20 protein-coding genes and 2 pseudogenes are annotated in these 24,140 nt (G+C 69.8%); 9 read left to right on the forward strand and 13 right to left on the reverse strand.

The annotated features are described in order from the left end of the window. Nucleotides 1-53: 53 nt before the first annotated feature. Together OCT49_RS03855 and OCT49_RS03860 are read right to left on the reverse strand one after the other, a co-directional pair. A complete protein-coding gene (locus tag OCT49_RS03855) occupies nucleotides 54-2,045 on the reverse strand; it encodes an alpha/beta hydrolase family protein (RefSeq protein ID WP_283850493.1) in 1,992 nt (663 codons plus the stop codon). Between the two features lie 235 nt (nucleotides 2,046-2,280). Beyond that, entirely contained in the window at nucleotides 2,281-3,585 is a 1,305-nt protein-coding gene (locus OCT49_RS03860) for an NAD(P)/FAD-dependent oxidoreductase (RefSeq protein ID WP_283850494.1), read from the reverse strand. Nucleotides 3,586-3,874: 289 nt separating this feature from the next. On the opposite strand from OCT49_RS03860, the gene OCT49_RS03865 reads away from it, so the two are divergent. Beyond that, on the forward strand, nucleotides 3,875-5,092 hold the full coding sequence (locus tag OCT49_RS03865; protein WP_283850495.1) for a PucR family transcriptional regulator: 1,218 nt from the start codon (nucleotides 3,875-3,877) through the stop codon (nucleotides 5,090-5,092). 471 nt (nucleotides 5,093-5,563) lie between these two features. Here OCT49_RS03865 and OCT49_RS03870 read toward each other — a convergent pair whose 3' ends face one another. Next, nucleotides 5,564-7,855 carry a M20/M25/M40 family metallo-hydrolase gene (locus tag OCT49_RS03870; protein ID WP_283850496.1) on the reverse strand — a complete coding sequence of 764 codons (2,292 nt, stop codon included), beginning with the start codon at nucleotides 7,853-7,855 and terminating at the stop codon, nucleotides 5,564-5,566. Between the two features lie 1,129 nt (nucleotides 7,856-8,984). Here OCT49_RS03870 and OCT49_RS03875 point away from each other — a divergent pair. The 3 genes and pseudogenes from OCT49_RS03875 to OCT49_RS03885 all read left to right on the forward strand — a co-directional run. Then, on the forward strand, nucleotides 8,985-10,007 hold the full coding sequence (locus OCT49_RS03875; RefSeq protein ID WP_283850497.1) for a GNAT family N-acetyltransferase: 1,023 nt from the start codon (nucleotides 8,985-8,987) through the stop codon (nucleotides 10,005-10,007). An 88-nt stretch (nucleotides 10,008-10,095) separates the two neighbouring features. Beyond that, nucleotides 10,096-10,869, forward strand: coding sequence for a GNAT family N-acetyltransferase (locus tag OCT49_RS03880; protein ID WP_283850498.1), 774 nt, complete (start codon nucleotides 10,096-10,098; stop codon nucleotides 10,867-10,869). Nucleotides 10,870-11,087: 218 nt separating this feature from the next. Then, nucleotides 11,088-11,282 (forward strand): annotated as a pseudogene (locus OCT49_RS03885) (IS5/IS1182 family transposase); the annotation flags it as partial. Nucleotides 11,283-11,401: 119 nt separating this feature from the next. Here OCT49_RS03885 and OCT49_RS03890 read toward each other — a convergent pair. Beyond that, the gene (locus OCT49_RS03890; protein WP_283850499.1) at nucleotides 11,402-11,980 is read right to left on the reverse strand and encodes a TetR/AcrR family transcriptional regulator; all 579 of its coding nucleotides are present in this window, start codon (nucleotides 11,978-11,980) and stop codon (nucleotides 11,402-11,404) included. Between the two features lie 51 nt (nucleotides 11,981-12,031). Between OCT49_RS03890 and OCT49_RS03895 the strand changes: the two genes are divergently transcribed. The 3 genes from OCT49_RS03895 (at nucleotide 12,032) to OCT49_RS03905 (ending at nucleotide 14,513) form a co-directional block, all read left to right on the forward strand. Continuing rightward, on the forward strand, nucleotides 12,032-12,535 hold the full coding sequence (locus OCT49_RS03895; RefSeq protein WP_283850500.1) for a GNAT family N-acetyltransferase: 504 nt from the start codon (nucleotides 12,032-12,034) through the stop codon (nucleotides 12,533-12,535). An 89-nt stretch (nucleotides 12,536-12,624) separates the two neighbouring features. Beyond that, nucleotides 12,625-13,185, forward strand: coding sequence for a DEAD/DEAH box helicase family protein (locus tag OCT49_RS03900; RefSeq protein ID WP_283850501.1), 561 nt, complete (start codon nucleotides 12,625-12,627; stop codon nucleotides 13,183-13,185). Between the two features lie 341 nt (nucleotides 13,186-13,526). After that, nucleotides 13,527-14,513 carry an LLM class flavin-dependent oxidoreductase gene (locus tag OCT49_RS03905; RefSeq protein ID WP_283850502.1) on the forward strand — a complete coding sequence of 329 codons (987 nt, stop codon included), beginning with the start codon at nucleotides 13,527-13,529 and terminating at the stop codon, nucleotides 14,511-14,513. Nucleotides 14,514-14,794: 281 nt separating this feature from the next. Here the strand turns inward: OCT49_RS03905 and OCT49_RS03910 are convergent, their stop codons facing one another. Both OCT49_RS03910 and OCT49_RS40030 read right to left on the reverse strand, forming a co-directional pair. Beyond that, nucleotides 14,795-15,451 carry an NAD(P)/FAD-dependent oxidoreductase gene (locus tag OCT49_RS03910; protein ID WP_502963333.1) on the reverse strand — a complete coding sequence of 219 codons (657 nt, stop codon included), beginning with the start codon at nucleotides 15,449-15,451 and terminating at the stop codon, nucleotides 14,795-14,797. A 224-nt stretch (nucleotides 15,452-15,675) separates the two neighbouring features. After that, nucleotides 15,676-15,792 (reverse strand): annotated as a pseudogene (locus OCT49_RS40030) (thioredoxin reductase); the annotation flags it as partial. 450 nt (nucleotides 15,793-16,242) lie between these two features. On the opposite strand from OCT49_RS40030, the gene OCT49_RS03915 reads away from it, so the two are divergent. Next, nucleotides 16,243-16,827 (forward strand): helix-turn-helix domain-containing protein, encoded by a 585-nt coding sequence (locus tag OCT49_RS03915; RefSeq protein WP_283850503.1) that lies wholly within the window; start codon nucleotides 16,243-16,245, stop codon nucleotides 16,825-16,827. A gap of 229 nt (nucleotides 16,828-17,056) precedes the next feature. On the opposite strand, the gene OCT49_RS03920 is transcribed toward OCT49_RS03915, so the two are convergent. The 4 genes from OCT49_RS03920 to OCT49_RS03935 form a co-directional block, all read right to left on the reverse strand. Next, nucleotides 17,057-17,206 (reverse strand): hypothetical protein, encoded by a 150-nt coding sequence (locus OCT49_RS03920; RefSeq protein WP_283850504.1) that lies wholly within the window; start codon nucleotides 17,204-17,206, stop codon nucleotides 17,057-17,059. A 76-nt stretch (nucleotides 17,207-17,282) separates the two neighbouring features. Beyond that, a complete protein-coding gene (locus OCT49_RS03925; protein ID WP_283850505.1) occupies nucleotides 17,283-18,338 on the reverse strand; it encodes an OsmC family protein in 1,056 nt (351 codons plus the stop codon). Between the two features lie 643 nt (nucleotides 18,339-18,981). Continuing rightward, on the reverse strand, nucleotides 18,982-19,332 hold the full coding sequence (locus tag OCT49_RS03930; RefSeq protein WP_283850506.1) for a DoxX family protein: 351 nt from the start codon (nucleotides 19,330-19,332) through the stop codon (nucleotides 18,982-18,984). Nucleotides 19,333-19,344: 12 nt separating this feature from the next. Then, nucleotides 19,345-19,650 (reverse strand): hypothetical protein, encoded by a 306-nt coding sequence (locus OCT49_RS03935; protein WP_283850507.1) that lies wholly within the window; start codon nucleotides 19,648-19,650, stop codon nucleotides 19,345-19,347. A 105-nt stretch (nucleotides 19,651-19,755) separates the two neighbouring features. Between OCT49_RS03935 and OCT49_RS03940 the strand changes: the two genes are divergently transcribed. Further along, a complete protein-coding gene (locus OCT49_RS03940) occupies nucleotides 19,756-20,670 on the forward strand; it encodes a LysR family transcriptional regulator (RefSeq protein WP_283850508.1) in 915 nt (304 codons plus the stop codon). Between the two features lie 358 nt (nucleotides 20,671-21,028). Here the strand turns inward: OCT49_RS03940 and OCT49_RS03945 are convergent, their stop codons facing one another. The 3 genes from OCT49_RS03945 to OCT49_RS03955 all read right to left on the reverse strand — a co-directional run bounded on the left by OCT49_RS03945 (nucleotide 21,029) and on the right by OCT49_RS03955 (nucleotide 23,967). Beyond that, a complete protein-coding gene (locus OCT49_RS03945; RefSeq protein WP_283850509.1) occupies nucleotides 21,029-22,294 on the reverse strand; it encodes an MFS transporter in 1,266 nt (421 codons plus the stop codon). A gap of 140 nt (nucleotides 22,295-22,434) precedes the next feature. After that, nucleotides 22,435-22,632 carry a PLP-dependent transferase gene (locus tag OCT49_RS03950; RefSeq protein WP_283850510.1) on the reverse strand — a complete coding sequence of 66 codons (198 nt, stop codon included), beginning with the start codon at nucleotides 22,630-22,632 and terminating at the stop codon, nucleotides 22,435-22,437. A gap of 660 nt (nucleotides 22,633-23,292) precedes the next feature. Then, entirely contained in the window at nucleotides 23,293-23,967 is a 675-nt protein-coding gene (locus OCT49_RS03955) for an ArsR/SmtB family transcription factor (RefSeq protein WP_283850511.1), read from the reverse strand. Nucleotides 23,968-24,140 lie beyond the last annotated feature (173 nt).

Consider the following 24,140-nt stretch of genomic DNA (forward strand, 5'->3'; position numbering starts at 1 on the left):
CCGGTCGTGCGCGTCGGCCGGGGCGGGCCCGGCCGACGCACCCCACACCCTGCTCACCGGTCGACCCGTGCCGGCATGTGCCTGTCGAACCACATGACGACCCGGGTGAGGTAGTCGGTCAGCGCCGGGTACATCCGTACGCCGTGTCCTTCGAGCGGATAGATGGCGAGTACCGACTCGACGCCGTGGGCGATCAGGGCCTGGTGGAACTCCTGGGCCTGGCCGGCCGGTGTGCACAGGTCCTTCGCACCGGCGACGTTGAGGCATGGCGTACGGACCTTGTCGGCGTGCAGGACGGGGCTGCGCTCCTGGGCGGGCCCACCACCGGGGGCATCGAGGCCCGCTCCCAGGAACGCGAGGCCCCAGCCGCCGATATTGCTGGTGTACGTCTGGCTGCACCAGTCGGTCACCGGGGCCGTGGGCACCGAGGCCGCGAACCGCTGGTCCTGCGTGACCAGCCAGGACGACATGAAACCGCCGTAGCTGCCGCCGATCAGCCCGATCCGGTCCGGGTCGGCCAGCCCCCGCGCCACCAGCGCGTCGATGCCCGACAGGATGTCCTGCGCGTCCAGGCCACCCATGTCCCCGACGACGGCACCGGCGAACTCCTGTCCGCGTCCGCCGCTGCCTCGCGGGTTGGGGTGGAGCACCGCGTAGCCGCGCGAGACCAGAAGCGGCACGTACGGCGTGTACATGGACCATGTGTCGCGATACGCCCACACCGGCCCGCCATGCACATGGACCACCAAGGGGTGCGGACCGTCGCCGGGCGGGGTGCACAGGATCCCTTCGATCTCCAGGCCGTCGCACGACTTCCAGGTCACCGCCTCGGCCTCGCCGCAGTTCGACAGCAGGAAGTCGGTGCCGGGATGGGACACCGAAGCCAGTATCCGCTCGCTCCCGGGCGCCACGAGAGCGAGGCGCGGCGGCAGGCGGTACGCCGACTGCACGACCAGCACACTGCCGTCGGCGGTGAACGTTCCCTCCGGGTAGAACAGGCTGCCGCACGAAAGGTCGGTGCTGAACACCTCCGTCACCTTGCCGTGCGGGACGTCGGCGATCGCGGCCACCGAGTCGAGGTGGCGCTGGCCCAGGTAGCCGAGCCGGGTATCGTCCAGCCACTGGAGGCAGGTCGCATCGGTCCCGGCCGTGTCGATCTCCGTCCTCGCGCCGGACTGGAGGTCGATCACGCTGAGATCGCCGGCCATCACCCACCGGTCGCTGCACACGGCTTCCACGACACCGACATGGCGCCCGTCCGGCGAGCCGGCCGGCCAGCCGAGCTGGACTTCGCTGCGCAGCAGCTCGCGGCACTCGCCCGTGCCCGGCTCGATGAGGGTGAGGACCGCCCCGTACCAGTCGTTCTCCGCCGGCGCGTCGCTGGTGATGGCGGCCAGCCGGGACGGACCGCACCAGGCGGCCTCCCAGCAGTTCATCCCTTCCGGCGAGACTCGGGACAGCTCCCCGGTGGCCACTGTGTAGAGCCACAGGCTGCGCCACGACTCCTCGCCGGGCCCGGTGTCGACGGCCGGGTGCCACTCCGGCAGACCGTCGTCCTGGGTAGCGTTCTTTTTCGCGCCCTGTCCGCCGGACAGGTCTGCGCCGAGGCCCGCGACGCCCAGCAGGAGCCGGGCGCCGTCCGGCGACCAGTGCGCGTACTCCACCGTTCCCGGCACGGCGGGTGCGGCTTCGGCCTCGCCCATCCGCCCTTCGTGGAGCAGGTGGAGTTGGAACCGGCCCGGCTGGGCGCGGTCCGAGAGGAACGCCAGCGTCCGGCCGTCCGGCGAGATGCGCGGGCACCGCGCCGACGCCTCACCGGAGGTGATCGCCCGCAGCTCGCCGTCCTCGGCCGCATAGACCGCGGTGCGGGGCACGCCGGCCAGTTCGTCGAGCACCGCTCCGGTCACCACGATCCGGCGGCCGTCGGGGGACGCGTGCGGCTCCGACAGGCCGTCCGGCCTGCCGAAGGCCGGCTCGTGCGACTTCAGCAGATAGCTGTGAACGGCCTTGTACTCGGTGGTGTCACGCACGTCGGTCGGCAGCATTGCGGTCTCCTTTGCGTTCCATCGGCGTGCGGCGTCACCCGACACCCGCGCCGTCGGCGGTCGTATTCGTTCACTGCTGTCGAAGGACTGCCGCAGCACCGCTCGACAGCCCGGGGTCTCTGCGGGCAACCGGACACCTCTTCCGCTGTGCGCCCCGTCTCCGGCCGACATCGGTCGCCCGTTGCCCGGCCGACGGGACGCGTACCGAACCGTCCGGTGACTCGTCCGGGCCGGCTCAGCCCATGACGGTGCCGGAGGAGGTGTTGGGGCGGCGTTTGCGGGAGAAGGTTCCGAGATTGATGTGATGGCCGGTGTACTCGCAGGCGTAGTGCAACGGCTGTCGGTCGTGGTCGTGTCCTGCCTCCGTCCCGTGGACCAGGGTGGCGACGAACCGGCCGACGAGGGGGGCGTTCTTGAACTGATTGCCGCTGGTGCCGATGGCGACGTAGAAGCCGTCGAGGTCGGTGCGGTCGTAGATGGGCGCCCAGTCGTCGGTGACGTCGTAGACGCCGGCGACTCCGCTGGGCTTGTTGGGGACGCGCAGTCCGGGCAGCCGACGGGCAGCGCGGGTCACCTGGGTGTGAAAGCCCCGCACCGTTGCGCCGGGGCCGGACCGGTCCGGGTCGTCGACCCATTCCAGCGGGTCGCATTCCGGTTCCGTGCCGCCGACCAGGAGGAAGTCCCGCCCGACGGGACGCAGGTAGATGCCGAGGTCGAGGTCGGCGACGACCGGCCCGATGCCGTCCGCCGGATGGTAGCCGGGCGGGGCGGCGACCTGGTGGACCTCCTGGCGCAGGGGCCGCACCCCCACGGTGAACTCGGCGCCGACCCCCGCGAGTCGGTTGAGCGCACCGGACCAGGGGCCCGCGGCGTTGACCAGCACGGGGGCCGAGACACTCGAACCGTCGGCGAGCCGCACACCGCGGACCCGGCCGCCCCGTTGCAGGACGGAGGTCACCTCGGTCTTGAAGGAGAATCTCACTCCGCGTTCCCGCGCGGCTTCGGCCAGGTTGAGTGCGGCAAGCTGCGGATCGTCGATGTAACCGGCGTCGGGGGTGTGGAGCGCCCCCAGCTGCGCGGTGGCATCGGCGAAGAACTCGTCCTCGTCCACGGGCGTGGGCGGCCAGTAGCAGCCGGTGTCGAGGGCCGGCAGCCGCGCCGCGAGCTCTGCCGCGTCCCACTCCTGATAGGGAACGCCGACCTGGTCGAAGAGAGGTGTGACGCGGTCGCGGGGCGCCGAAGGCGCGTCCAGGGCGACGAGGCCGGTGCGTACGAAGGCGGCCAGCGGACCCGAGCCGCTCTTCCCCAGGTGCTCCGGCCAGTGCTCCCAGCAGTGCCTGGCCTCCCAGGCGGTCGCCACCCCGTCGAGAGCGGAGTAGTTGAAGCGAACAACTGCGCTGGAAGCGCTGGTGGAGCCCACGCCGGCCCCACCGAGCTTGTCCACCACAGTGACGCGCAGACCGGACTTGGCCAGTTCGAGCGCCACCGAGCAGCCGATCACGCCCGCGCCGACCACCAGGACGTCCGAGGTGTCAGACACTGAGTCACCCTCCTGTAAGCAAGGGGTTCCGTTACAGGTCCTTCGCGGAATCGAACGGGTGAGCCGCGGGCCGGCCGGAACCCAACGCCGGGAGGCAGACCGGCTCGGTGGGTGGCCGGAGCCCCTGTTGTCCGATCCGCACTGAGGAAGACGATAGGGATTACGGGACTCCCTCGACCCTCCACACCTGTCGCGACCACAGATGCGGAAATCGACAGGTGTCGGCCCACTGTCGGGCACGCCGACGGCCGGTGCCGCCGGGGCCAATGGGGCCTTTACCATGCAAGACATGGCTTCTGAACTGCAGCAGTTGCTCGATGCACTCAGCGCGCGACTGGGGCGGTCGGTGGCCATGGATGACGCCCGCATCCGGCTGCTCGCCCATACCGCGCACACCGGCGACGTCGACGACGCCCGCATCGAGTCGATCATGAACCGCGGGGTGTCGGCCGCGTTGTCCGCTCACGTCGCCCGGCACGGGGCTGCCCGGGCCACCGACGTCTTCACCGTCCCACCGTGCCCGGAGATCGGCTTCACGGCCGAGCGGACCGGCATGCCGGTCCGGTACAACGGGGCGCTGCGGGGGTACCTCTGGCTGATCGGCCCCACCACCCCCAGGGACGTCGAGGCGCTGCGGGAGGCGGCCGGACAGGCCGCCTTGATCCTGCAACGCGATCACCTGGCCGACGAGGTCTCCCGCAGCCACGAACGCGAGCACGTCCGTGACCTGGTCGCCCCCGATCCCTCCGTGCGGGACGAGGCCGCCGCCGCGCTCGTCGAGGAGGGGCTGGCTGTGGCCGGGCCGGTCACGGCCCTGGTGGCCACGGTGTCGCACGGGGCCGGGGAACCGCTCGCCGAACAGCAGCGGCTGGCACTGGACCTCTCGCTCGACCACGCCCGGCGGAGGCTGTCGCCCACCCGTGCCCTCGTCCTGTCCCGGCCGGACCACGCCCTGCTGCTCACCATCTGGCCGGGAACCCGGAGCGATGGCATCGAACACGCCGTCGGCGAATTGGCCCACGTCCTGCACGAGAAACTCGTCGCCGAACTCGGCACCGGCCGAAGGACGTCCTGCTGGGTGGGTATCGGCGGGAGACACCGTCGCCTGGCCGAGGCCCACGTCTCCTACCGGGAGGCCCGCCAAGCCACCGACGTCGCACGCGCCACCCACGCGATGGGGCCGGTGGCCGCCTATGCACGCCTCGGGGTCTACGCGCTGCTGGCCAAGCTCTCACCGGATGAGCTGGCCGAAGGCATCCATCCCGGACTGCGCCGACTGCTGGAGCCGGAGTCCGGGCACCAGGACCTGGTCGAGACCCTGAGCACCTACCTCGACCACGCCGGCGACGCCCAGCGGGCCGCCGCCCGGCTGCACGTCCACCGCTCCACGCTCTACCAGCGGCTACGGCGCGTCGAGGAACTGACCGGCCTGAACATGTCCTGCGGAGACGATCGGCTCACCGCCCATCTCGGCCTGAAGATGGCACAGCTGCACCGCCCGCCCTGACGTTCCGCCTCCCCTCGGCGCCCCGGCCGGCCGGGGCTGCCCGGGCGGTGCTCGACTTCGCGGAAGGCCGGCTGTACGTGCGCTGTCCTGCCGACGTCATGGGCCGGGACACGTTCGGGGCCACGAGGTCGTCAGAGCTGCGACCGATCGCGTGGAGAGGACCGGACCCTCCTGAACGGCAGTCAGGCCCAGGGTGTCAGTACGTTGTTCCGGCCGAGCACCATGAGGTCGTGCTCGGCCGGATCGGCCCGTGTGTGCCGAACGGTCCCGGCCGGGGGCGGGGCGGTACCACCGTGACGAACGGCATCCCGCCCCGCTCCGGACCTGCGTTGCGCCCGTCGGGCCGGCGTCGCCCGGTCGACCTGCTGATGGCGACGATCCGGAATGCCTCTCCGCCCTTCTCCGAACCGGAGTGTGGCGGCGACCGGGGGAACGGATCGATCCGTGCGACGGGTCTTTCGCACGACGCGGTCAGAGCCGGAAGGTCCGTACGACGAAGGTCTGGCCGGCGACCGATGGCCAGCTCGCCCAACTCCGGTCCGCGTCCGGGGCGGGCGCGCCGACCCCGTCCGGCAGGCCGACTGCGGTGGACACCACGCGGAGCGGCAGGGAGCCCTTGCCACGGGTGCGGATGACGACCTCGATGCCGTCCGCGGGCGGGGCAGCGTAGCTGAAGCTCCATTCCCAGTCGTCCTGCGGATGCTTGGGACCGCCGGCGAGCTTCACGCCCTCGACGGTGGCGTCGAGGATCTGGTGGTCGCCGGTGCCGGCGTGGATGTCGATGCTGTGGGCGTTGGCAGGGGCCTGGATACGGACCCGGATCGTGCGGATACCGTCGGCCTCGGTGGCCGAGGCGTTCTTGGCACGCGGGGTTTCCAGGCGTGCGGCCTTGGCGGCTCCGTTCGAGAGCGCGATGCCGGCCAGCGGGGGAATACGGTCGTCGTAGCGGGCCGGCTCGCCGGTGAGGAGTTCGCCGACGGCAGGCTGTGAGGAGTCGCCGAGGCTGACCCAGGTGGCCTTGCCCGTGTCGGACTCCAGGACGTACCCGAGGCTGACGGGCCGTGGCTCGTCAGCACTGTAGCCGTCGAGCGCCGTTCCCACGCCCAGCGTGCCCGCACCTGCCACCGCCACCGCGAGCATCCCGGCGGTGACCGCCCGGCGCTCGGGAAACGGCTCCAGGAAGCTCAGCAACAACGCTGCGAGCAGTGCCGTGAGAACCAATGGGGCGGCGGTGAGCGAGAGCCCCAGGGCGGGCAGCAGCAGGAGTACGACCGGCAGGACGAGTGCGACAGCCGGTACGGCGGTCACCGCTCCGGCCACCGCCCGCCACGGGGAGTCGGCAGGTATGAACCGCAGCGTCATGGCAACAACCGCCGGTCCGATCAGCGCCGGCCAGGTGAAGAGGTAGGCGGCCCCGGGCAGCAGCACCGCGCAGACCACGGCGAGCAGCGCGAACCATCCGAGCACACCGACCACGATGTCCAGGGGTGAAGCCTTGCGGCGGGCCCAGCGGTACCAGGCGACGAGCAGCGCCAGGAGGAGCAACGCCTCGCCCCACGCGTACCGGCCGAGGTGGAACATGCTGCCCTCGCTGAGCACGAAGTCCGGTCGGGCCAGGCCCAATGCCCACCATCCGACCAGGCCGATGCCCGCCGCGCCGATCAGCGTGAGCGGGAAGGTCATGGCGGCCCGTCCGGCCCCGGCGGGGGACAGCCCGCGGCGCCGGCCGAACCACAACAGCAGCGGCACGCCCAGGAGGGTCACCACGGCGAGCGGCAGGACCAGCCATGCCGGGTACGACACGACCGTGGCGAACAGGGAGAAGTACGTGGCGTCCGGGCCGCTCCGCGAGAGGTCCGACCCACCGAGATGACGGACCGCCGCGAGTGCCGTCTCCCCCATGTCCTGCACGCTCGCGGGGTCGAGCCGGGCGATGTCGTCGTGGGCGGTGTGGTAGTGCGCGGAGCCGTCCATGAAGGCGAAGTTGAGTCCCCGCATGCCGGCCTCGTCGAAGACGGTCAGGTCGGTGTCGTTGGGCAGTTGGTCATAGATCGCTGCGGAGAACGACGTGGTCAGTGCACCGGAGGCCCGTACGGCAGGGGCGAGGCCGGTTCCCGCCATCTGGAACATCACAACGGGCCCGGAGGGGCCCCGGCCCTCCATGTTCACCACAACGGTCTGCCGAGGGTCGGTGTTCCGGCGCGTGCCGGCCTCGGCATCGACGAATGCCTGCGCTCCGAGCAGCCCTTGCTCCTCGCCATCGGTGAAGAGGACCTCGACGTCGTTGCGGAGCTGAGGTCCGGCCTTGAGGATGCGGACGATTTCGAGGATCGCGGCGACGTTGGAGCCGTCGTCGGCAGCGCCCGGGGCGATCGGCACGGAGTCGTAGTGGGCGACGACAAGGACCCGGCCGGTGGAATTCTTGCCGGGGATCGTGGCGTGGATGTTGGAGACGGACCCGACGATGGCGGGGATGTCGTCGGCCCTGGAAGGAGCGACCCGGGTCTGGACCTCAGGTCGCAGTCCCAGTTTCCGCAACTCACCGACGAGATACTCCCGTACGTCCGACTGCGCGGCCGAGCCCGCCGGGTGCGGAACCTTCGCGATGCCGCCGAGCCGCGCAACCGCACGGGCCGCCGAGAAGTCACCGGCGGGGGCGGAGGCCGGCCGGGGATCGGCGGTACGCAACGGCAGCATGGCCGCGACAGCGGTGAGGAGCAACAGCAGAAGAGCGGCCAGGGCCGGTATCCGTTTACGCAACATGGTCAGGACCTGCACGGATGTACCTCATAGCAACAGGGGGGTGGGGCAGGGGCCGGTGCGCGCCGAGCTGTGGCGTCGACGGTGATGGTTCGCAGTCCGGCAATGCGGTGCTCACCGGCGTGGTCGGGCGTCCAGAGCTGGTCGGCGCCCGGGAACGTCCCGGAAAAGGTGCCGCCGCACGAACTGGTCTTGGCTGCCCTGCAAAACGACTTGGCCAGCAGATGTACCAGTTGCAGGCTGCATAAGTCCACTGCACTTTGGCCCGCGTTCGGCAAGCACTGAGCGAATGACCTGGTCGCTCCCCGGGCAAAACCCGTACGCGCGGCAGCAACTCCGGTGTGCGCTCACACGGCGAGATGTCCGGAAGTCTTTCCGGCAGCGGCAGCCTCACCCCATGCGGCATACAGATGTCGCTCGCTTCATACAAAACATTCGGCATCTGTCGATTGATGTCGCCGGCCGGCCCTGTCCATCATGGGTGGGCGGTCTCCCTCTCCACAACGCCCGCCACGATGTGTGTCGCTGTGTCTCGCGTGCGGGAAAGCACATGTCGGGCTTGAGTGTGTGCGAGGGCACGGACCAGAGATCCATGTCCCACGGGGCGACGATGGTGGTGGATCCCGGCGCGGTAGCGGACGTCTCCGCAGCTGCGGAACCACCGCAACAGGAGCGACCGGCCGGGTTCATTGTTCATTCCTCACCGTTCGAAGAGCCGCATACAGCTGCGGCAGAAGGGGCGAGCCCGTGGACCGTCGACCGGTCGCCAGGGGTGAGCGGATGCGCCGGGACGAGGCGCCCTCCCCCGACCTCATGTCGGCGGGTTGGGGCCCGCCGCCCGGCCTTCCGTCTGCTGGACACGGCACCATCACCGTCTCCTTGTCCCTGCCATGGGCGAACACCCCGATTCAAATCAATTCTCTCCGCAGTTTTCATTCGATACGGTCGGATCAATAACGAGCAAGATCTGTACGGGCCGAGTGTGGCCGAGGCGCTTCCGCACGGGACGCGAGCCCCCACACCCGCTCCCCTGTCGCACCGCCACCACAGAATTCCGAAATGGGTGCAGTCGGTGCCGAGAAAGGATCCCCTTGTGAGTGGGACGACACATCACAGCCCTGAACTCCACGCATTGCGCGACAGGGTGACCGCTCCGTCGTCGATTGCGCTGCCCACGGCCGGGGAGGGGCTCGTCTGGAGACCTGTCACCGCTGCCGACATCGGCCTGATCCTCGAACTGGCGCATGCCGCCGGAAAGATCGACCACCCGCGCTCGCTGGTGACGAGGGACGAGCTGGAGGAGGGATTCAGCAGCGAAGTCTTCCACCCCGAGCGCGATGCCGTGATCGCCGTCGATGCCTCCGGCCGGGCCGTCGCCTACGGCTCGGCCATGGCCCCGGCGAGCCAGGAGACGATCGTCTGGGGGGAACTCGACGGAACGGTGGTTCCGGACCGCCGGCGCGAAGGCATCGGCACAGCGCTCCTGGCGTGGCAGGAGGCCCGGGGGCTTCAGCATCTCGCGGCGAGCGATGCCACGCTGCCCGGTTGGCTCGCCGCCGGCGCGCAGGACCACGCCACTTCTGCGATCCGGCTCCTGGAGGCACACGGTTTCGAGCGTGCCCGGTGGTGGCTGGAGCTGGAGCGCGATCTTGCCGCGCCTGTCGCCGAGCCGCCGTCCGCCCCGGCAGTGCGGCTTGTGCCGTACGGGAAGGAGTGGAGCGAGCGGGCCAGGTCCGCGATGAACGACGCCTTCCGCGACCACTGGGGTTCCCAGCCGGTCACTGCCGCCGATTGGGCCTCGGGCGACCGCCTGGAGGCGTTCCGCCCGGACCTGTCTCTCCTCGCCATCGCCTCCGCCCCGGGCGGTGCCGAGCGCGTCGTGGGGTTCGTCTTCGTCGACGTGGCGCCGGACGAGTGGCCGCTGCGCAGCGGCCCGTTCGGATACATCACGGCCGTCGGTGTGCGGCGGGAGGCGCGGGGGCAGGGGCTGGCCCGTACGATGCTGGCCCACGTGCTGCGGGCGCTGCGGGCCGATGGCCTCGATCACGCCGTGCTCGATGTCGACGCCGACAGCCCGACCGGTGCCCTCGGCCTCTACCAGAGCCTCGGTTTCACCGTCACCGACCGTGCGGTCAGCCTTGTCAAACGCTTCTGACCTGCCCCGGCCCCACCCATCCGGCCTCCAGCAGGCGGCCGTTGAGGCGCCACCGTCGGCAACACATCGCCGAGGCGTCCCATACGACTTGCGGCACATCACCGTGCCGCCCGACCACGACGAGCAGAGAGCACCCGACATGTTCCCTTCCCCCATCACCGACTTCTGGCTGACCCCCTCCGCGACGAGTCGGCTCCTCCACACCGACGGCACCTTCAGTGTCACCGTCGATGCCGCCCTCGACGAGGACGAACGGCTCACCATCCTCACGACGACCGACGGGAACACGCGCGTTCTGCTCACCCCCGCGATCGCCGAGGTCGTGGGCCTGGAAGCCGGTCGGCCAATCGACGAGGCGGGCTTCCGGCAGCGGCTGGAGAAGTCCGGAATCTCGCTGCACGGCGCCGACAACCTGTTCTACTTCACCGATGAGGCCCTGAAGGCGTTGCTCGGCGAACCGGACGACCCCTCGATCCGTCCCCTCACCGAGGCCGACGCAGCCGCGTTCAAACAGTTCGAGGAAGCGGCATCCGAGCAGGATCTCGACGACGCATCCGTCGAGCTGGAGCACTGGGCGGTGTACGGAGCGTTCGAGGACGGGCAGTTGGTGTGCGTGGCGAGCATGTACCCGTGGGACGACGCACCACTGGCCGACCTCGGCGTGCTGACACTCCCGCCGTACCGGGGCAAGGGCCACGCCCGCCGCCTCGTGCGCGCGATCTCCCGCCATGCCCTCGCACGGGACCACCAGCCGCAGTACCGCTGCCAGCTCGACAACCACGCCTCGGTGGCGGCAGCCGGATCGGCCGGCCTGACGTTGTTCGGAACCTGGGACGTCATCTCGCCGGAATCCGCCCTGTAGGAACCGCCCACCCGCTCCCGCTGCCTGCCGAACCCGCCGAATCCCTCCACCGCCCTGGTGACCGCACCGAGTCCACCGGCCTCACCAGGGCGGGCACCGTCGGGCGACCATGTCGGCCGGCCTCCGCATCCCAGCCTGCTGGAATCCGCGGGTGCTCATTGTGGTGTTCATCCGACGGTCCCGGGTCTCTCCCACCCAGGTCCCGATCCGTTGAGGGTGTGGTTCTTCTGATCCCGCCGACGAGGGTGCGGCCGCAGGGCGGTGGGACGCAGCACACCTGGTGAGACGCTGTTCGCGCGATCATCCATGTCCTGGTCAGCGGTTGTGCCCGGCGGGCTCTGCCGCCGTGTTCCGGGAGCTCGAAGTCCACCGCGCGCACCGCCGGTACCGCGTGGACAAGGCGTGCGGCATACCCGCCCTGCGGAGATGGCTCCGCGGGAACACCAGGCTCCGCACCGCCCGCAAACGCCAGGGTTCGCACCGCCGCAAAGGAATCGAGTCCGGTGCGGCGGAGCCGTTGGAGCCCTGCCCGTCATCCCAGGGCAGCCAGCTGGAGGCGTACTGCCGCAGTGGTGCGCGTGGCATCGCCGGTGGCGAGGAGGTCCAGCAGCGCGCCCCGCAGAACGGCGAGGACGAGGGTGCGCTGCGCCAGGCCGGCCTCGGTGTCACGTATCCCGGCGGGCTGGCCGGCGGCGAGAAGTTCCAGCCAGTCGCCGACCGTGTCGCGGGCGAAGCCGGCCCATGGCCCGGCGGGGTCGATGAGGGAGCGGGCGTAGCTCTCGACCCACAGCGTCAGCAGGCCGCGGTGAGCGTCGGCGGACAACCATCGCCACAGCTCACATGCGATTGGCCGTAGTCCCTCGGACTGCTCCTGTGAGTCGGCGAGCTGCTGCAGGTGCGCCAGTTCGTCGGCTCTGGCCCGCGCGAGCAGGGCCTGGATCAGGCCGTCCTTGCTGCCGAACAGGTAGAGCAGCACGCGCGGGCTGGAGTGGATCTCCTCGGCCAACGGGCGCAGGGACAGCCCACCGAGGCCACTGCGCAGGGCATGGGCGTAGGCCGCTTCCAGCAGCTCCTGCCTTCGCGGGGAGGAGTTTGATTCAGATCGGGTCACCGGGTTAGTTTACTGAAACAGTCGTTTCAGTCGAATGGAAGTGAGGACACGATGGCGGAGCGTGCGGTGGCCATCCGGCCTCTGGGGCGGCCCGGCGATCTGGGCTGGGTGGTCATGGCGCACGGCGAGTTCTACGAACGGGAGTTCGGCTGGGACGCGAGCTTCGAGGCGCTTGTCGCCCGGATCGTCGCCGACTACGCCGAGGAAAAGGTCCCCGGGCCGCAGGCGGCCTGGATCGTGGAGGTCGACGGGGTACGGTCCGGCTCCGTCTTCTGCGTGCGCGAGGACGACCGGACGGCGAAGCTGCGCCTGCTGCTTGTCGATCCGAAGGCGCGCGGCCTGGGCCTGGGAGCCCGCTTGGTCGAGGAGTGCCTGAGGTTCGCACGGGAGGCCGGGTACGAGGCGATCACACTGTGGACCAACGACGTGCTCGGCTCGGCCCGGTGCGTCTACCAGAAGCAGGGCTTCGAACTCGTCGCCGAGGAGCCCCACCACAGCTTCGGCCATGACCTCGTCGGCCAAACCTGGCGGCGCCGCCTGGAGCGAGACAGCTGAGGTGCTGTTCAGCCTCGTCGGCGGCGGCCGGGGTCCGCAGAGCCGTGTGACATTGCCCGCCGAGACCGTGTGCAAGGAGTCCGTGCCAAGTGGATCGTGAAGTCCCACGCATGCATGCAGAACACTCTCCCGCGCCCAGCGCCCTCCTGATCAACGGCACTGTCGGCGTCGGCAAGACATCGGTGGCCGAGGGCGTGGGCGACCTTCTCACCGACGCCGGGATACCCAACGCCGTCATCGACCTCGACTGGCTGAGGCAGTCTTGGCCAACGCCTTCGGGAGACCGCTTCAATTTCGGCATGATGCTGCGAAACCTGCACAGCATCGCCGGTAACTACCTCGCTGCGGGAGCAGTTCGGCTGGTCCTCGCCGGTGTGATCGAGACCCCGGAGGAACGGAAGTCGTGCAGCGAGGCGCTCGGTGTCGAGCTTTCGGTGGGACGGCTCCATGCCGATGTGCCCGTCGTCCACCAGCGGCTCATGCGGCGCCACGAGAACGAGCCCGAAACGTTGCGATGGCACCTGGCCAGGGCCGGCGAACTGGCCGCACTCCTCGACCAAGCGGCAGTCGACGACTTCACCGTCGACGCCACCACGCGCCCGGTCGGTGAGGTCGCTGCCGACGTGACCAGGAAGGCGGGCTGGCTGTGACGTTGCTCAGTTCAGCCAGGTACGCCACCCCCTCGCCCCGGCACCCACGTCTCCCGAGTCGCCGGCTTTCGGCTGCCTCGGGACGCTCGCCGGGCCCGCCGCCGTCGGCTGGACCACCCGCCTCACCACACTCGACCACGCTTTCCTGCCACCGACTCCACTGTGCGTGAACGCGACCGCGACCGCGGCAATCCCGCACACCGGACCCGACCGCCCGCACGAGACAGCGGAGTGCCACTGACCGCTCGGGCGGCACCCCCCTGACGTCCTGCCCCTGCCCACCCGGCCCGGCTGCCGGACCGGGTACAGGAGAAACCCATTACTCGCGCAAGGAACTTCCCATGCTTCGATCAGCTGACGCCCGCGGCCGCATTGGCGTAATGCTGCCCCGCGACCTGCCCGTCCGGGACATGCTGCCGTTCGCCCTGCGAGCGGAAGAACTGGGATTCGACCAGGTATGGGTGGTCGAAGACCTCGGCTGGCGCGGCGGACTCGCACAAGCCGGCCCCGTACTCGCCAGCACCACCAGCATCACCGTCGGCATCGGCATCATGCCTGCCGGTGCCCGCAACGTGTGCTTCGCCGCAATGGAACTGGCCACCCTCGCGCAGCTCTACCCCGGCCGGCTGATCGCCGGCATCGGCCACGGCATGCCCGACTGGATGCGCCAGGCCGGGGCCTGGCCCGCCAGCCCCCTGACCCTGATCAAGGAGTACACGACAGCCCTGCGCCTGCTCATACGCGGCGAGCCCGGCCCTGCAGACGGCCGCTACGTGCGCTGCGAAGGCGTGGTCATCACCGAAACCCCCGACATCGTCCCCCCGGTCGTCCTCGGCGTACGGGGTCCCAAGTCGCAGGCAGCCGCGGGCGAGGTGGCCGACGGGCTCCTCCTCGCCGAACCCGCAGCCCCCGCATACATCGCTTCCTCGCTGCAGCACATGAACGGTGTTCCTCGCACGAGCAGCCCCGAAGTCGTCACCTACGACGCCGCCGCCATCGATGACGACGAGGATGTTGCTCTCGCCCGCGTCCGCGCCGGCCTGACCGCCATCGGAGAGCCGGCCTGGGCCGCGCACATCGACCCCCTGCCCTTCGCAGCGCAGTTGCGTGAACACCGCGCCGCCTGCGCAGACGCCCAGCAATTCGCCCAGACCATGCCCACCGACTGGGTTCGCCGGCTGAGCATCACCGGCACCCCGGCTCAGGCACGCGAAGCGATCAAGGCCCGCCACGCAGCCGGCGCGACCAGCGTCGTTCTCACTCCCACCGGCCCCGACCCCCTGGCATCCCTCGACTCGCTCGCCCGCGCCCTGGTCCCCCGCCCCTGATCCGCAGCAGATTCCGCACCCAGTCCATGGTCTGCGCGAGAGCGGGGGCGTGCAGACCGGCTTCGCGCTCCCGGAGCGCGTCCGAGGCCTCCCCCCGATGCCCTGATCGTGAGGTGGGTTCATGAGCCCTCCAGTTCCAGAAGCATGAGCGGCGGGCACCCCGACTCGGCCCGGCTCTGCCGTGTCGAGTGCGTGGTGCCCGCCGGCGCTCAGCGAAGGAAGGGGCCGAGGTGGCGTTCCAGGAGCGGCTTCGGTGCAGCGCCCGTCCATACGGGCGGGGGTCAGTCGGACAAGGCGGGCTGCGGGAATTGCTGGGGCGTCCCGGACGAGGATCTGGCGTTCTCCACGGCACGCTCGATGTCCTCCGCGACGAGGTCATGGTTGAGCGCGAACGCGGCTGCGGCGCCCTGTCCCGCTGCGGTGATCACAAGTGCCTTCGGGTCCGATACGTTGCCGACCGCCCACACCCCGAACACGCTTGTCCGGCCCACAGCGTCGGTGGTCACCCAGCCGTTCCGGTCCCGCTCGCACCCCAGACCGGTGAGCAGGGCGTCGCGGGGCACCATGTGCGGGAAGACGAAAACCGCGGAGCGGGGGTGGACATGGCCTTCGGCCAGCTCGACGCCGCGCAGCCGGTCGCCTTCCGTCACCAGGCGCTTGACGGTGCCCTCGACAACGGTGATCCCGCGGACGGACAGCTGTTCATGTTCCTCCGCGCCGAGGTCCAGGGTGTGCGCGAAGAGGACGATGTCGTGCGACCACTGTCGCAGCAGCAGCGCGTGCTGCACCGCGCCGACGTGGGTGCCCAGCACTCCGATGGGCTGGTCGCGTACTTCATACGCATGGCAGTAGGGGCAGAACAGCAGCCCCTTGCCCCACTGCTCGGGTACGCCCGGGATCGCGGGGAGCTCGTCCCGCAGGCCGGTGGCCACCACCACTCGACGGGTCCTGAGCACCGCGCCGCCGTCCAGCCGGACGAAGTAGCCGGGGTCGATCTCACCACACGGCTCTCGAACAGGTCCACCCCGTAGCCGGTGATCTCGGCCCGCCCCACTGCCAGCAGATCGGCCCCGGGCATCCCGTCCCGGGACAGGAAGCCGTGCATGTGCGCTGCAGGGGCGTTGCGCGGCTCTCCCGCATCCACCACCGCAACCCGGCGGCGGGACCGGGCCAGGACCAGGGCGGCGCTCAGCCCTGCAGCGCCCGCGCCCACCACCACCACGTCGTACACGCCGTCGTCAGGATTGGGGTTCTGCAGATTGTTTGTCGTATCGCTCATGGCGATCACCTCCGCCACGAGCGTGCGCCCCCAATCGAAATACTGGCAAATAAGATTGCCATCTTCGCAAAAGCTGCCATTTCTTGACGCTGTCCGCAGTGGTCCGAAGAGAACCCGGGGCAAACAGCAGCCTCACGTATCCGATCCGCCCAACCGGGAAGGCCGGGAACTTCATGGCCCCAGGACGCACACGCGAGCCAAACGTTCGCCCTGGCCGGTCGTCGCGCGTTCCGTCGTGACCGACGACGCAGGAAAGCAGGTACTCGTCGATCTCCGGCGTGCACTCGTGCCGGGCGCCGGCCCGTCTTCGACTCCCGCGACCTGCACACCACGAGTGACACCCCTCGTCGCCTTCAGCACGGCGAGCACCCCCGCCTCAAAGTGCCCCGGCTTTGCGATTTGAGCAACTTTCTTTGCCGCCTCCGGATCGGCTTGGGTTGAATCGGGCTCATGGACGAGCAATCCCCCATCGCCACCACGCTGGCACAGGTCGGTACGCGGCTTCGACGCATCCGTACGCAGCGCGGCGTGACCCTGTCCGCACTGGCCGAGGCCACCGGGATCTCCATGAGCACACTTTCGAGGCTCGAATCCGGCCTGCGCCGCGCGAGCCTCGAAATGCTGCTGCCGATCGCGCAGGCCCATCAGCTGCCGCTGGACGAGCTGGTCGGGGCGCCCGAGGTCGGCGACCCCCGGATCCACCGCAGACCACACGTGCGCAACGGCCGGACGCTGATTCCGCTGACCAACCGGCCGGGCCCCTTGCAGGCATGGAAGACGGTCATCCCGGCCACCCAGAACCGGCCCGAGCCACGCACACATGAGGGGTACGAGTGGCTGTACGTCCTGTCCGGACGTGTACGGCTCGTCCTGGGCGAGCAGGACTTGGTCCTGGAACCGGGCGAGGCCGCCGAGTTCGGCACCCGCCTCCCCCACTGGTTCGGGTCCGTCGGTGACTCGGCCGTGGAGGTCCTCAACCTCTTCGGCAGCCAGGGCGAGCGCGTACACGTCCGCGCCGAACCTCGCTCCTGCTGAACACCGCGTCCCGTGGGATGCGGCATACGACGGCATCGAATTCGGGTGGCCGGCTGCCGCGAGAGCCGGGCTTCTTGCGGTGGCGGGGCTGGTCGGCCCTATCCGGGACAGCGCAGCGGATACCGCGTCGGCGCAGGTGGGCACGGTTCTTGCGGGAAGCGTGTGCCTGGTCGGCACGGAGCCGGTCAGGCCGGGCCCGTGGCCGCTCCGAACCGGGCGGCGCCAGGCCTCAGGATCCGCGATCGACCAACAGTGACTTGCCGTCGCCGCCGAACGCTTCCCGGCCACCGGCAGCATCGGACACCACCAGCGGCAATCCACCGACAGCCAGGACGCGCAGGCTGTGGAACAGCTCGGGACCGTGGTTCGTGGCGGTCATCGTCGGTGGGCGGTGGCGGCTGACGGCAGGCAGGCAGGCAGGCAGGCAGCAGGACGATCGCTCCGATTGTCAGTTGTCAGAGCACCTGCACCCGAACGTCGTTGGACCGGGCGAGCGTCTGCAGCAGGCCGCATTGCTGCTCCGCGTCCCGGAGGAGCGCCTGCTTCGCCTCCGCAGTCAGTGAAGGAGCGGCGATGGATACGTGCGCCGCAAGGTCCGTCAGGGGCTCGTCCGCACGGAAACCGAGGTAGCGGGCGTCGTGGCTATCGGCCTCCACACGCGTGCGCACGCCCTGGACGGGCAAGCCCTGCTGCGCGGCCAGCAGCAGGATGGTGTGGGTGAGACACGTGCCGAGCGAGCCAAGAAACAGCTCCGTGGGCATGACTCCCAGCCCATGGTCGCCGAAGTCCGAGCCACCGTTGTGGATCGAGTGCCAATCGCCCGCACGGACTCGGCGTACCCCGGACGCGTTGTCGACGGTGCACTCCGCCACGACAGGATCCCGCCAATCGGCGGCCGAGGGCCGGTCGTTCTGCAGCGCCTGGAGGGAATGACGCTTGTGAGCCAGATAGTTGCCGAGGTCACCGACAGTGGCCGGCGGCTCGTCCTCCAGGCAGACAGCCACCGTGGTCGGCTTGCGGAGCAATTGGAGCAGCCCGCACACCGCCATGACGTCCTCGACAAACGCTCGCTTGACTTCCTCCGTCGCACCCGGGTGCCCCAGATCGAACGTGAGCTCGCAGTCGAACAAACCGTGCGGGTCCGAGCTGTCCACTCCGAAGAGGGCAGCTTCACTGAAGAGGCTGCGCATTTCGACCCGCACGTGCTCCAGCGGGACAGTGCGCCGAGCCGCCAGAATCATGACCACCTGCGTGAGACAGCTCACGATCGCTGCCGAAGCATTTTCCGGGGACGTGGGCCCCAGTTCATAGTCGCCGACCGCCCGCCCCCCGGTGCTGAGAAGGCGCCATTCGCGAATGTCGATCTTTCGTACACCTGATGCGTCATCGGTACGCGTGGTGACCTCCAGGTGGTCGAGCCACTGATGCGGGGAGGGCTTTCGCCTGAGGGCGTCCTCCATCGCCACCGCTTTCGCGGTGAGATACGCGGGGAGTCCGTGTTCCTGTGCCATGCGGCATCTTCCTTGTTCGGTCGTTGGGATGACGGGTTACCACTGAGCCCCTGCTCCGTCGATGACGAACATGCGTCGTCGTGCGGCCGTGTCATCGTGCAGGTGCGTTGCGCTCCAGAACTGAGGCACCGGCCTGTGGTCCGATCAAAACAGCCGGCCGTGATCGGACCACAGGGAAGAGGACGGGACGGACGCAATCACGTCGGTCTCGACCAGTGCGCCGTTGACGCGCCCGGCTGCATCGACCAGCACTCGGGCCGGCCGGTACGTGCGACCGGAAGGCGGCCGGAAGCCCTTGCAGTGGAGCCACCAGAGGTTTCGGCCAACGCCGCGAGCCCCCGTGCTGGACGGAGCGTCAGGGAAGTGCTTGCCGGGCGGGGCACTGCCCTTCCGTGGAGGGCAGCGTCGGCCACTGCCACTCTCTTCGGACTGCGCCCGCCACTGCCGATCATATCGGCCGGAAATGGCGAACGAAACTGATTATTCCGCATGATGATGGAACGTCAGGATATTTCCGGGAACGGAATATGGATGCCCATCCCACTGCCGTCTGGGCTGAACGCCCGCCCGGAGGTCTTCACGAAAGCCGGACCGCCCCGGCGGACGGCGGCAAGACCGTACCCGCCGACCACAAGGAACCGCATCACTGAGTGATGGCGAGTCCGAGAGAAGCGATGGCCATCGCCAGGTAGGCACCGGGAAAGGCAATGTTGCGGAACACGCGGGCCCGGACGTGGGCTGCCATGGCGCCGACGAAGAACAGCACCAGGCCGATGGCGGCGGCGACGCCGATGACCCGAACGCCCAGGAGTCCGACAGCGAGCCCGACAGCCCCAGCGGCTTTCATCGTGGCGAGCATCGGGAGCCAGGTCTGCGGCAGATTCACTTCAGCCGAGTTGGCAAGGACGAACTTGGCCTTTGCGAAGTCCGCGATGGCGATCCCGGCATTGGCCGCGACCGTGATGACGGTGACGACTATGTAGGCGATATGCATGGTGTGAACCGTTCAGGGGAGAATGCGGTAGGAACCGAGGACGTCAAATCGCTGTGGTACTGCACCTGTCCCCACAGCCCACTTGGCCACGGTCGCTTGCAGCTCGCGAGCCGCCTCAAGGCCGGGGAGGGGATTCTCGATCCCCTCGTCGAGGTCCAGCAGGGCAACGAATTCGGCAGTGCCGGCTTGACGCAGGTACGCATACCGGATGCCTTCCGGCCGGTGCGCCTCCACCGCCGCGAAGGCCGCCCCGATCGCGTCGACAACCTCCGCCACACCTTCATCGGCCACCTCGTGGCGAATCATCAGAACAGGCATGACGTCTCTCTCGTCCTTGGCTTGGCGAGCTGCTGCTCGTCTGTTGTATTCACTCTCGGCGAGCCCTGGGCTTGCGTCCAATACCTGCATCTATAACCTGATGGCATGGATGTCGACACCCGGCTGTTGCGCTACTTCGCCACCGTGGCGGAGGAAGGAAGCCTCACCCGAGCAGCAGAACGAATGTTTGTTTCCCAACCGGCGTTGACCAAACAGATCAAGCAACTGGAGTCCCAGCTCGGCGTGCTGTTGTTCACCCGGTCCCGGGCCGGCATGGCCCTCACCGAACCGGGCCGGGCCCTGGTGGCGCGGGTACCCGCGCTGCTGGCCGACTGGGACCGGGCGCTGCGGGAGACGAAGAGCGCGGCCGACCGGGCAGCCCGTGTGCTGCGGGTCGGCTTCGTGGCCAGCGCCGCCAACGAAACCACCCAGCAGATCGTCGCGATGTTCGCCCGCCGTCGGCCGGGCTGGAGGGTCGACATGCGACAAGCCGCGTGGTCGAACCCGACCGCCGGACTCGCCGACGGTGATGTCGACGCCGCGCTGCTGCGGCTGCCCTTCCCGGGCCAGAACAGTCTGCGGGTGAAGGTGCTGTTCACCGAGCCGCGCTGGGTCGCACTCCCCACGACCCACCCGTTCGCCACGCGTGACCGGATCCCCTTCCGGGATCTGTGGGAGGAGCCGTTTGTGGCAGCCCCACCGGAAACGGGCTGGTGGCGGGAGTACTGGCTGGCCGCCGACGAACGTGAGGGCCACCCGGTCCGCATCGGCGCCGTCACCGACCAACCCGACGACTGGCTCAGCGCGATCGCCAATGGCTACGGCATCGCCCTCACCCCCGAATCCTCCGCCCGTTTCTACGCCCGCCCCGGCATCACCTACCGGCCCGTCAGCGGAGTCAGCCCCAGCCAGGTCGGCATCGCCTGGGCACCCATCGACGACACCAACCCCATCGTCCAGGACTTCGTCCGCTGCTGCCTGGACAGCAGATCACCCGGGCCCGGCGAAACCGTCACGTAATCCGACGCCGCGGCCGGACCACCAGGCAGACCCTCCGACTCGGGCGTCAAGCGGATCTGCCGGGTGCCCGGTGCGTCCCGCACGGCACAGCGTGGCCGCCTTCACCGACGTCTGCCGCCGGCACGGCATCCACCCCGGCATGGGCCGGGTCGGCTCGCGCTACGACCACGCCCTCGCCAAGTCGTTCTTTTCGCCTTTCGCGCCGCCACCCAGGTTCGTCAGCAGCAAGATCAGGCAGGTACCCGGGGCCGTCCCCCACTGCGCGTGCACGCCCCTGGGCGGCGCAGGATTGCGACGCGTGGCGTACCGGTGCCGTCGACGGTGATGTCGGGCGCCTGGACGTCGTGGTTCGTGGTGGTCATCGTCGGTAGGCGGTGGCGGCGACGGCAGGCAGCAGGGCGAGGGAGAGCAGGCCGCCGGTGAGGGCGAGGGCGGGGTAGCTGGTGGCGGCGACCATGATGCCGGAGGCCATGCCGCCGGTGGCGCCGGCAATGGCGATGGAGACGTCGACCAGTCCTTGGGTCTTGGCACGGGTGGCGAGCGGGACGGTGTCGGTGATGATCGCGGTGCCGGACACGAGACCGAAGTTCCAGCCCAGTCCCAGCAGGGCCAGGGCGAGGGCGAGGAGGACGACGGAGTCGCCGGGCGCGGCGGCGGCGAGGATGCCGGCGGCAAGCAGGGTGAGACCGGAGGCGGCGGCGACCTTCATGGGGCCGTAGCGGTCGACGAGCCAGCCGGTGAGCGGTGAGGGCAGGTACATGGCGCCGATGTGAATGGCGATGACGAGCCCGGAGGCGGTGGTGCTGTGGCCATGGTCGTGCATGTGGACAGGGGTCATTGTCATGATCGCGACCATGACGAGCTGGGTGAGGACGGTGACGAGCGCGCCGAGGACCACGCCTCCGCGCCCTTCCCGCGTGTGCGCGGCCTCGGCGGTGGTCTCGGCGACGTCTGCTTCGGTGTCCTTCGCCTCGGTGAGAGTGCGGGCCAGGAGCAGCGGGTCGGGTCGCAGCCAGAGGACGAGGACGAGGGCGGCCAGGGCGTAGGCGGTTCCGGCGAGGATGAAGGGGCCTGCGAGGTTCGGCATGCCGAGGGTTTCGGCGAGGTTCCCGAGGGGGGCGGTGAGGGTGGGGCCGGCGACGCCACCGAGGGTGGTGGCGACCAGGACGGCGGAGACGGCCCGGGCCCGGTGGCCAGGGGCGGCGAGGTCGGCTCCGGCGTAGCGGGCCTGGAGGTTGGTGGCGGTGCCGGCGCCGTAGACGAAGAGAGCGATGAACAGCAGTACCGGGTTGTCGAGGACGGCGGCGATGATGACGCCGGCCGAGCCGATGGCTCCGGCGAGGTAGCCGGTCGCGAGGCCGGGGCGGCGACCGCGGGCCTGGGACATGCGGCCGACGGCGACGGCGGCGAGCGCGGATCCGGCGGTGAACAGGGCGCTGGGGAGTCCGGCAAGGCTGGTGGAGCCGAGCATGTCCTGGGCGAGCAAGGCGCCGACGGTGACGCCGGCGGCCAGACCTGCGCCAGAGAGGATCTGGGAGGCGACCAGAACGCGCAGAATCCGGGGCTGGGCCTGGGCGGGGTCGGGTATGGGGGCCATTGTGCTGGTGGGCGCGGTGCTGGTCATGTCTCTTTCCGGAGCGGTGGTGAACGATGTGGAAGCAGCGAAAGGCCCTGGCAAGCGCGGTGGTCTCGGCGGAGTGCGGGGCCGTCGTGTACCGACCCGGCGCCGGATGAACAGCGCTGCGGGGCGGATCGCGGGTTGTGTCAGCGGACGTCGAGGGCCCGTGCGAGGTCGGCGATCAGGTCGTTGGCGCCTTCGAGGCCGATGGACAAGCGGACCATGTTGTTGGGGATGCCCCGCTCGGTTTGCTCGGCCGGGCCCTGGCCGTGGTGGGCGGGGTGTCGGGCTGGGCGGCCAGGGACTCGACTCCGCCGCTGCTGGGTGCGATGGCGAACAGACACGACCGGTCCCCCACCACGGCGGTCAGTTCGGCTTCTGTGTCCGGTACGGCCCTGGGCATGCCGCCGCCGTGCATCTCCCCGTGCCCATGATCCGCTTCGGCTTGCCAGTGGCCGGTCCTGGACAGTTGATGAGGGCCGTGTGGGTGTGCGGGGAGGCGGACGGCTACGGCCGCGACGGTGTCATTCCGCGTACGGACGGGGAGAGCGCGGGCGAGGAGGGAGACGGTGTGGAGTGCGATGGCCTGACAGCCGGGGTGACGTTCTCCGTGCCCGCACGCAGGCCCCGTTCCTGCCGCCGTGGACGAACCGGCTCCAGCCGGCCGCGTGCTCGATGGCCCGGGTGATCACGCGCGGGCGTTGCCGGTGGCCGGATGCGAGGACCGCGCCACCGAACGCGAGCAGGTCGCCCGCGGAGCCGGAAGGAGGGAAGACGGTCTCGCTCACCGATCAGGCCCGAGTCCCGGACGCGAGCCTCGGCGCATGCCCGCCCGGGTTCGGCGCTGCAAAGGTGGTTGCTGGTGGGGTTGTCGAAGAAGTCCGTCAGGTGCGGCCACATCGCCTCGGTCATCCGCAGGTCGCCGGGGGTGGTGGCGTTGCGATCCAGGTACCCGGTCCCGTCCGGGAGTCCGGGGTGCGGTGGGAGCGTGCGGCCGGGGACGCTCACGTCAGCTCCGCCGCGTCGGCGGGCAGCTCGGACAGGCGCCACTCCAGCATGCCGTCGTTCAGGCGGATCGCGCGGTGGCCGCGGTCGGTCAGCAGCCGTACGGCGTCGTAGGCCAGGACGCAGTATTCGCCGCGGCAGTAGACGACGATCTCGGTGTCCTTGGGCAGTTCGTCGATGCGGTCGGCCAGTTCCTGGGCGGGGATGGAGAGCGCGCCGGGGATGTGTTCGGAGAGGTATTCCTCTGTCGGCCGTACATCGAGCACGACGACGTCTCCTGCGGCAACGCGGGCGCGAAGCTCCTCATGGCTCATCGCACCCGTCGTGTCCTGGCCGAGGTAGGCGTCGCGCGCGGCGGGCACTGCAGCTTGGTGGCGTTCGGCGACCTTGCGCAGCAGGACGAACAGCTGGGCGACATCGTCACCGGCGAGCCGGTAGTGAATGCGCACGCCTTCACGCCGGGTCGCGACGAACCCAGCCTGCTTGAGCGTCTGCAGATGCGCCGACGCGGTGGTCAGGTTCAGCCCGGCCGTCTTCGCGAGCGCGTCCACAGTGCGCTCACCCTGGGCGAGCAGCTCCAGCAGCTCCAGACGCTTTCCGTTGGCCAGCGCCTTGCCACTGGCCGCGAACACGTCATACAGCCTGGCCTTGGTAAAGCTCTTGGTGTTCCCCATCAGCCCATCCTCCATAAATCCATGGATTACTGTACTTGATGGTCCGCACGGCGACCATACGCCCCGTTCACGGCGCCGGCCCGCTCAGCTCCACCCCGGATGAGGACACTTTCGCCCACCGGCTCAAGGCGCACCTGCACACCTGCGCGGCCCACTGCGACCGCCTCGCCGGG

The sequence above is a fragment of the Streptomyces sp. ML-6 genome (assembly GCF_030116705.1).
GTDB lineage: Bacteria > Actinomycetota > Actinomycetes > Streptomycetales > Streptomycetaceae > Streptomyces.

What these genes read in the sequence shown, in the direction of transcription:
- OCT49_RS03930 (WP_283850506.1), bottom strand. Translation starts at nt 19,332, where the DNA reads ATGCATATCGCCTACATAGTCGTCACCGTCATCACGGTCGCGGCCAAT.
- OCT49_RS03955 (WP_283850511.1), bottom strand. Translation starts at nt 23,967, where the DNA reads ATGGGGAACACCAAGAGCTTTACCAAGGCCAGGCTGTATGACGTGTTC.
- OCT49_RS03855 (WP_283850493.1), bottom strand. Translation starts at nt 2,045, where the DNA reads ATGCTGCCGACCGACGTGCGTGACACCACCGAGTACAAGGCCGTTCAC.
- OCT49_RS03945 (WP_283850509.1), bottom strand. Translation starts at nt 22,294, where the DNA reads ATGACCAGCACCGCGCCCACCAGCACAATGGCCCCCATACCCGACCCC.
- OCT49_RS03905 (WP_283850502.1), top strand. Translation starts at nt 13,527, where the DNA reads ATGCTTCGATCAGCTGACGCCCGCGGCCGCATTGGCGTAATGCTGCCC.
- OCT49_RS03935 (WP_283850507.1), bottom strand. Translation starts at nt 19,650, where the DNA reads ATGCCTGTTCTGATGATTCGCCACGAGGTGGCCGATGAAGGTGTGGCG.
- OCT49_RS03870 (WP_283850496.1), bottom strand. Translation starts at nt 7,855, where the DNA reads ATGTTGCGTAAACGGATACCGGCCCTGGCCGCTCTTCTGCTGTTGCTC.
- OCT49_RS03925 (WP_283850505.1), bottom strand. Translation starts at nt 18,338, where the DNA reads ATGGCACAGGAACACGGACTCCCCGCGTATCTCACCGCGAAAGCGGTG.
- OCT49_RS03915 (WP_283850503.1), top strand. Translation starts at nt 16,243, where the DNA reads ATGGACGAGCAATCCCCCATCGCCACCACGCTGGCACAGGTCGGTACG.
- OCT49_RS03865 (WP_283850495.1), top strand. Translation starts at nt 3,875, where the DNA reads ATGGCTTCTGAACTGCAGCAGTTGCTCGATGCACTCAGCGCGCGACTG.
- OCT49_RS03940 (WP_283850508.1), top strand. Translation starts at nt 19,756, where the DNA reads ATGGATGTCGACACCCGGCTGTTGCGCTACTTCGCCACCGTGGCGGAG.
- OCT49_RS03895 (WP_283850500.1), top strand. Translation starts at nt 12,032, where the DNA reads ATGGCGGAGCGTGCGGTGGCCATCCGGCCTCTGGGGCGGCCCGGCGAT.
- OCT49_RS03920 (WP_283850504.1), bottom strand. Translation starts at nt 17,206, where the DNA reads ATGACCGCCACGAACCACGGTCCCGAGCTGTTCCACAGCCTGCGCGTC.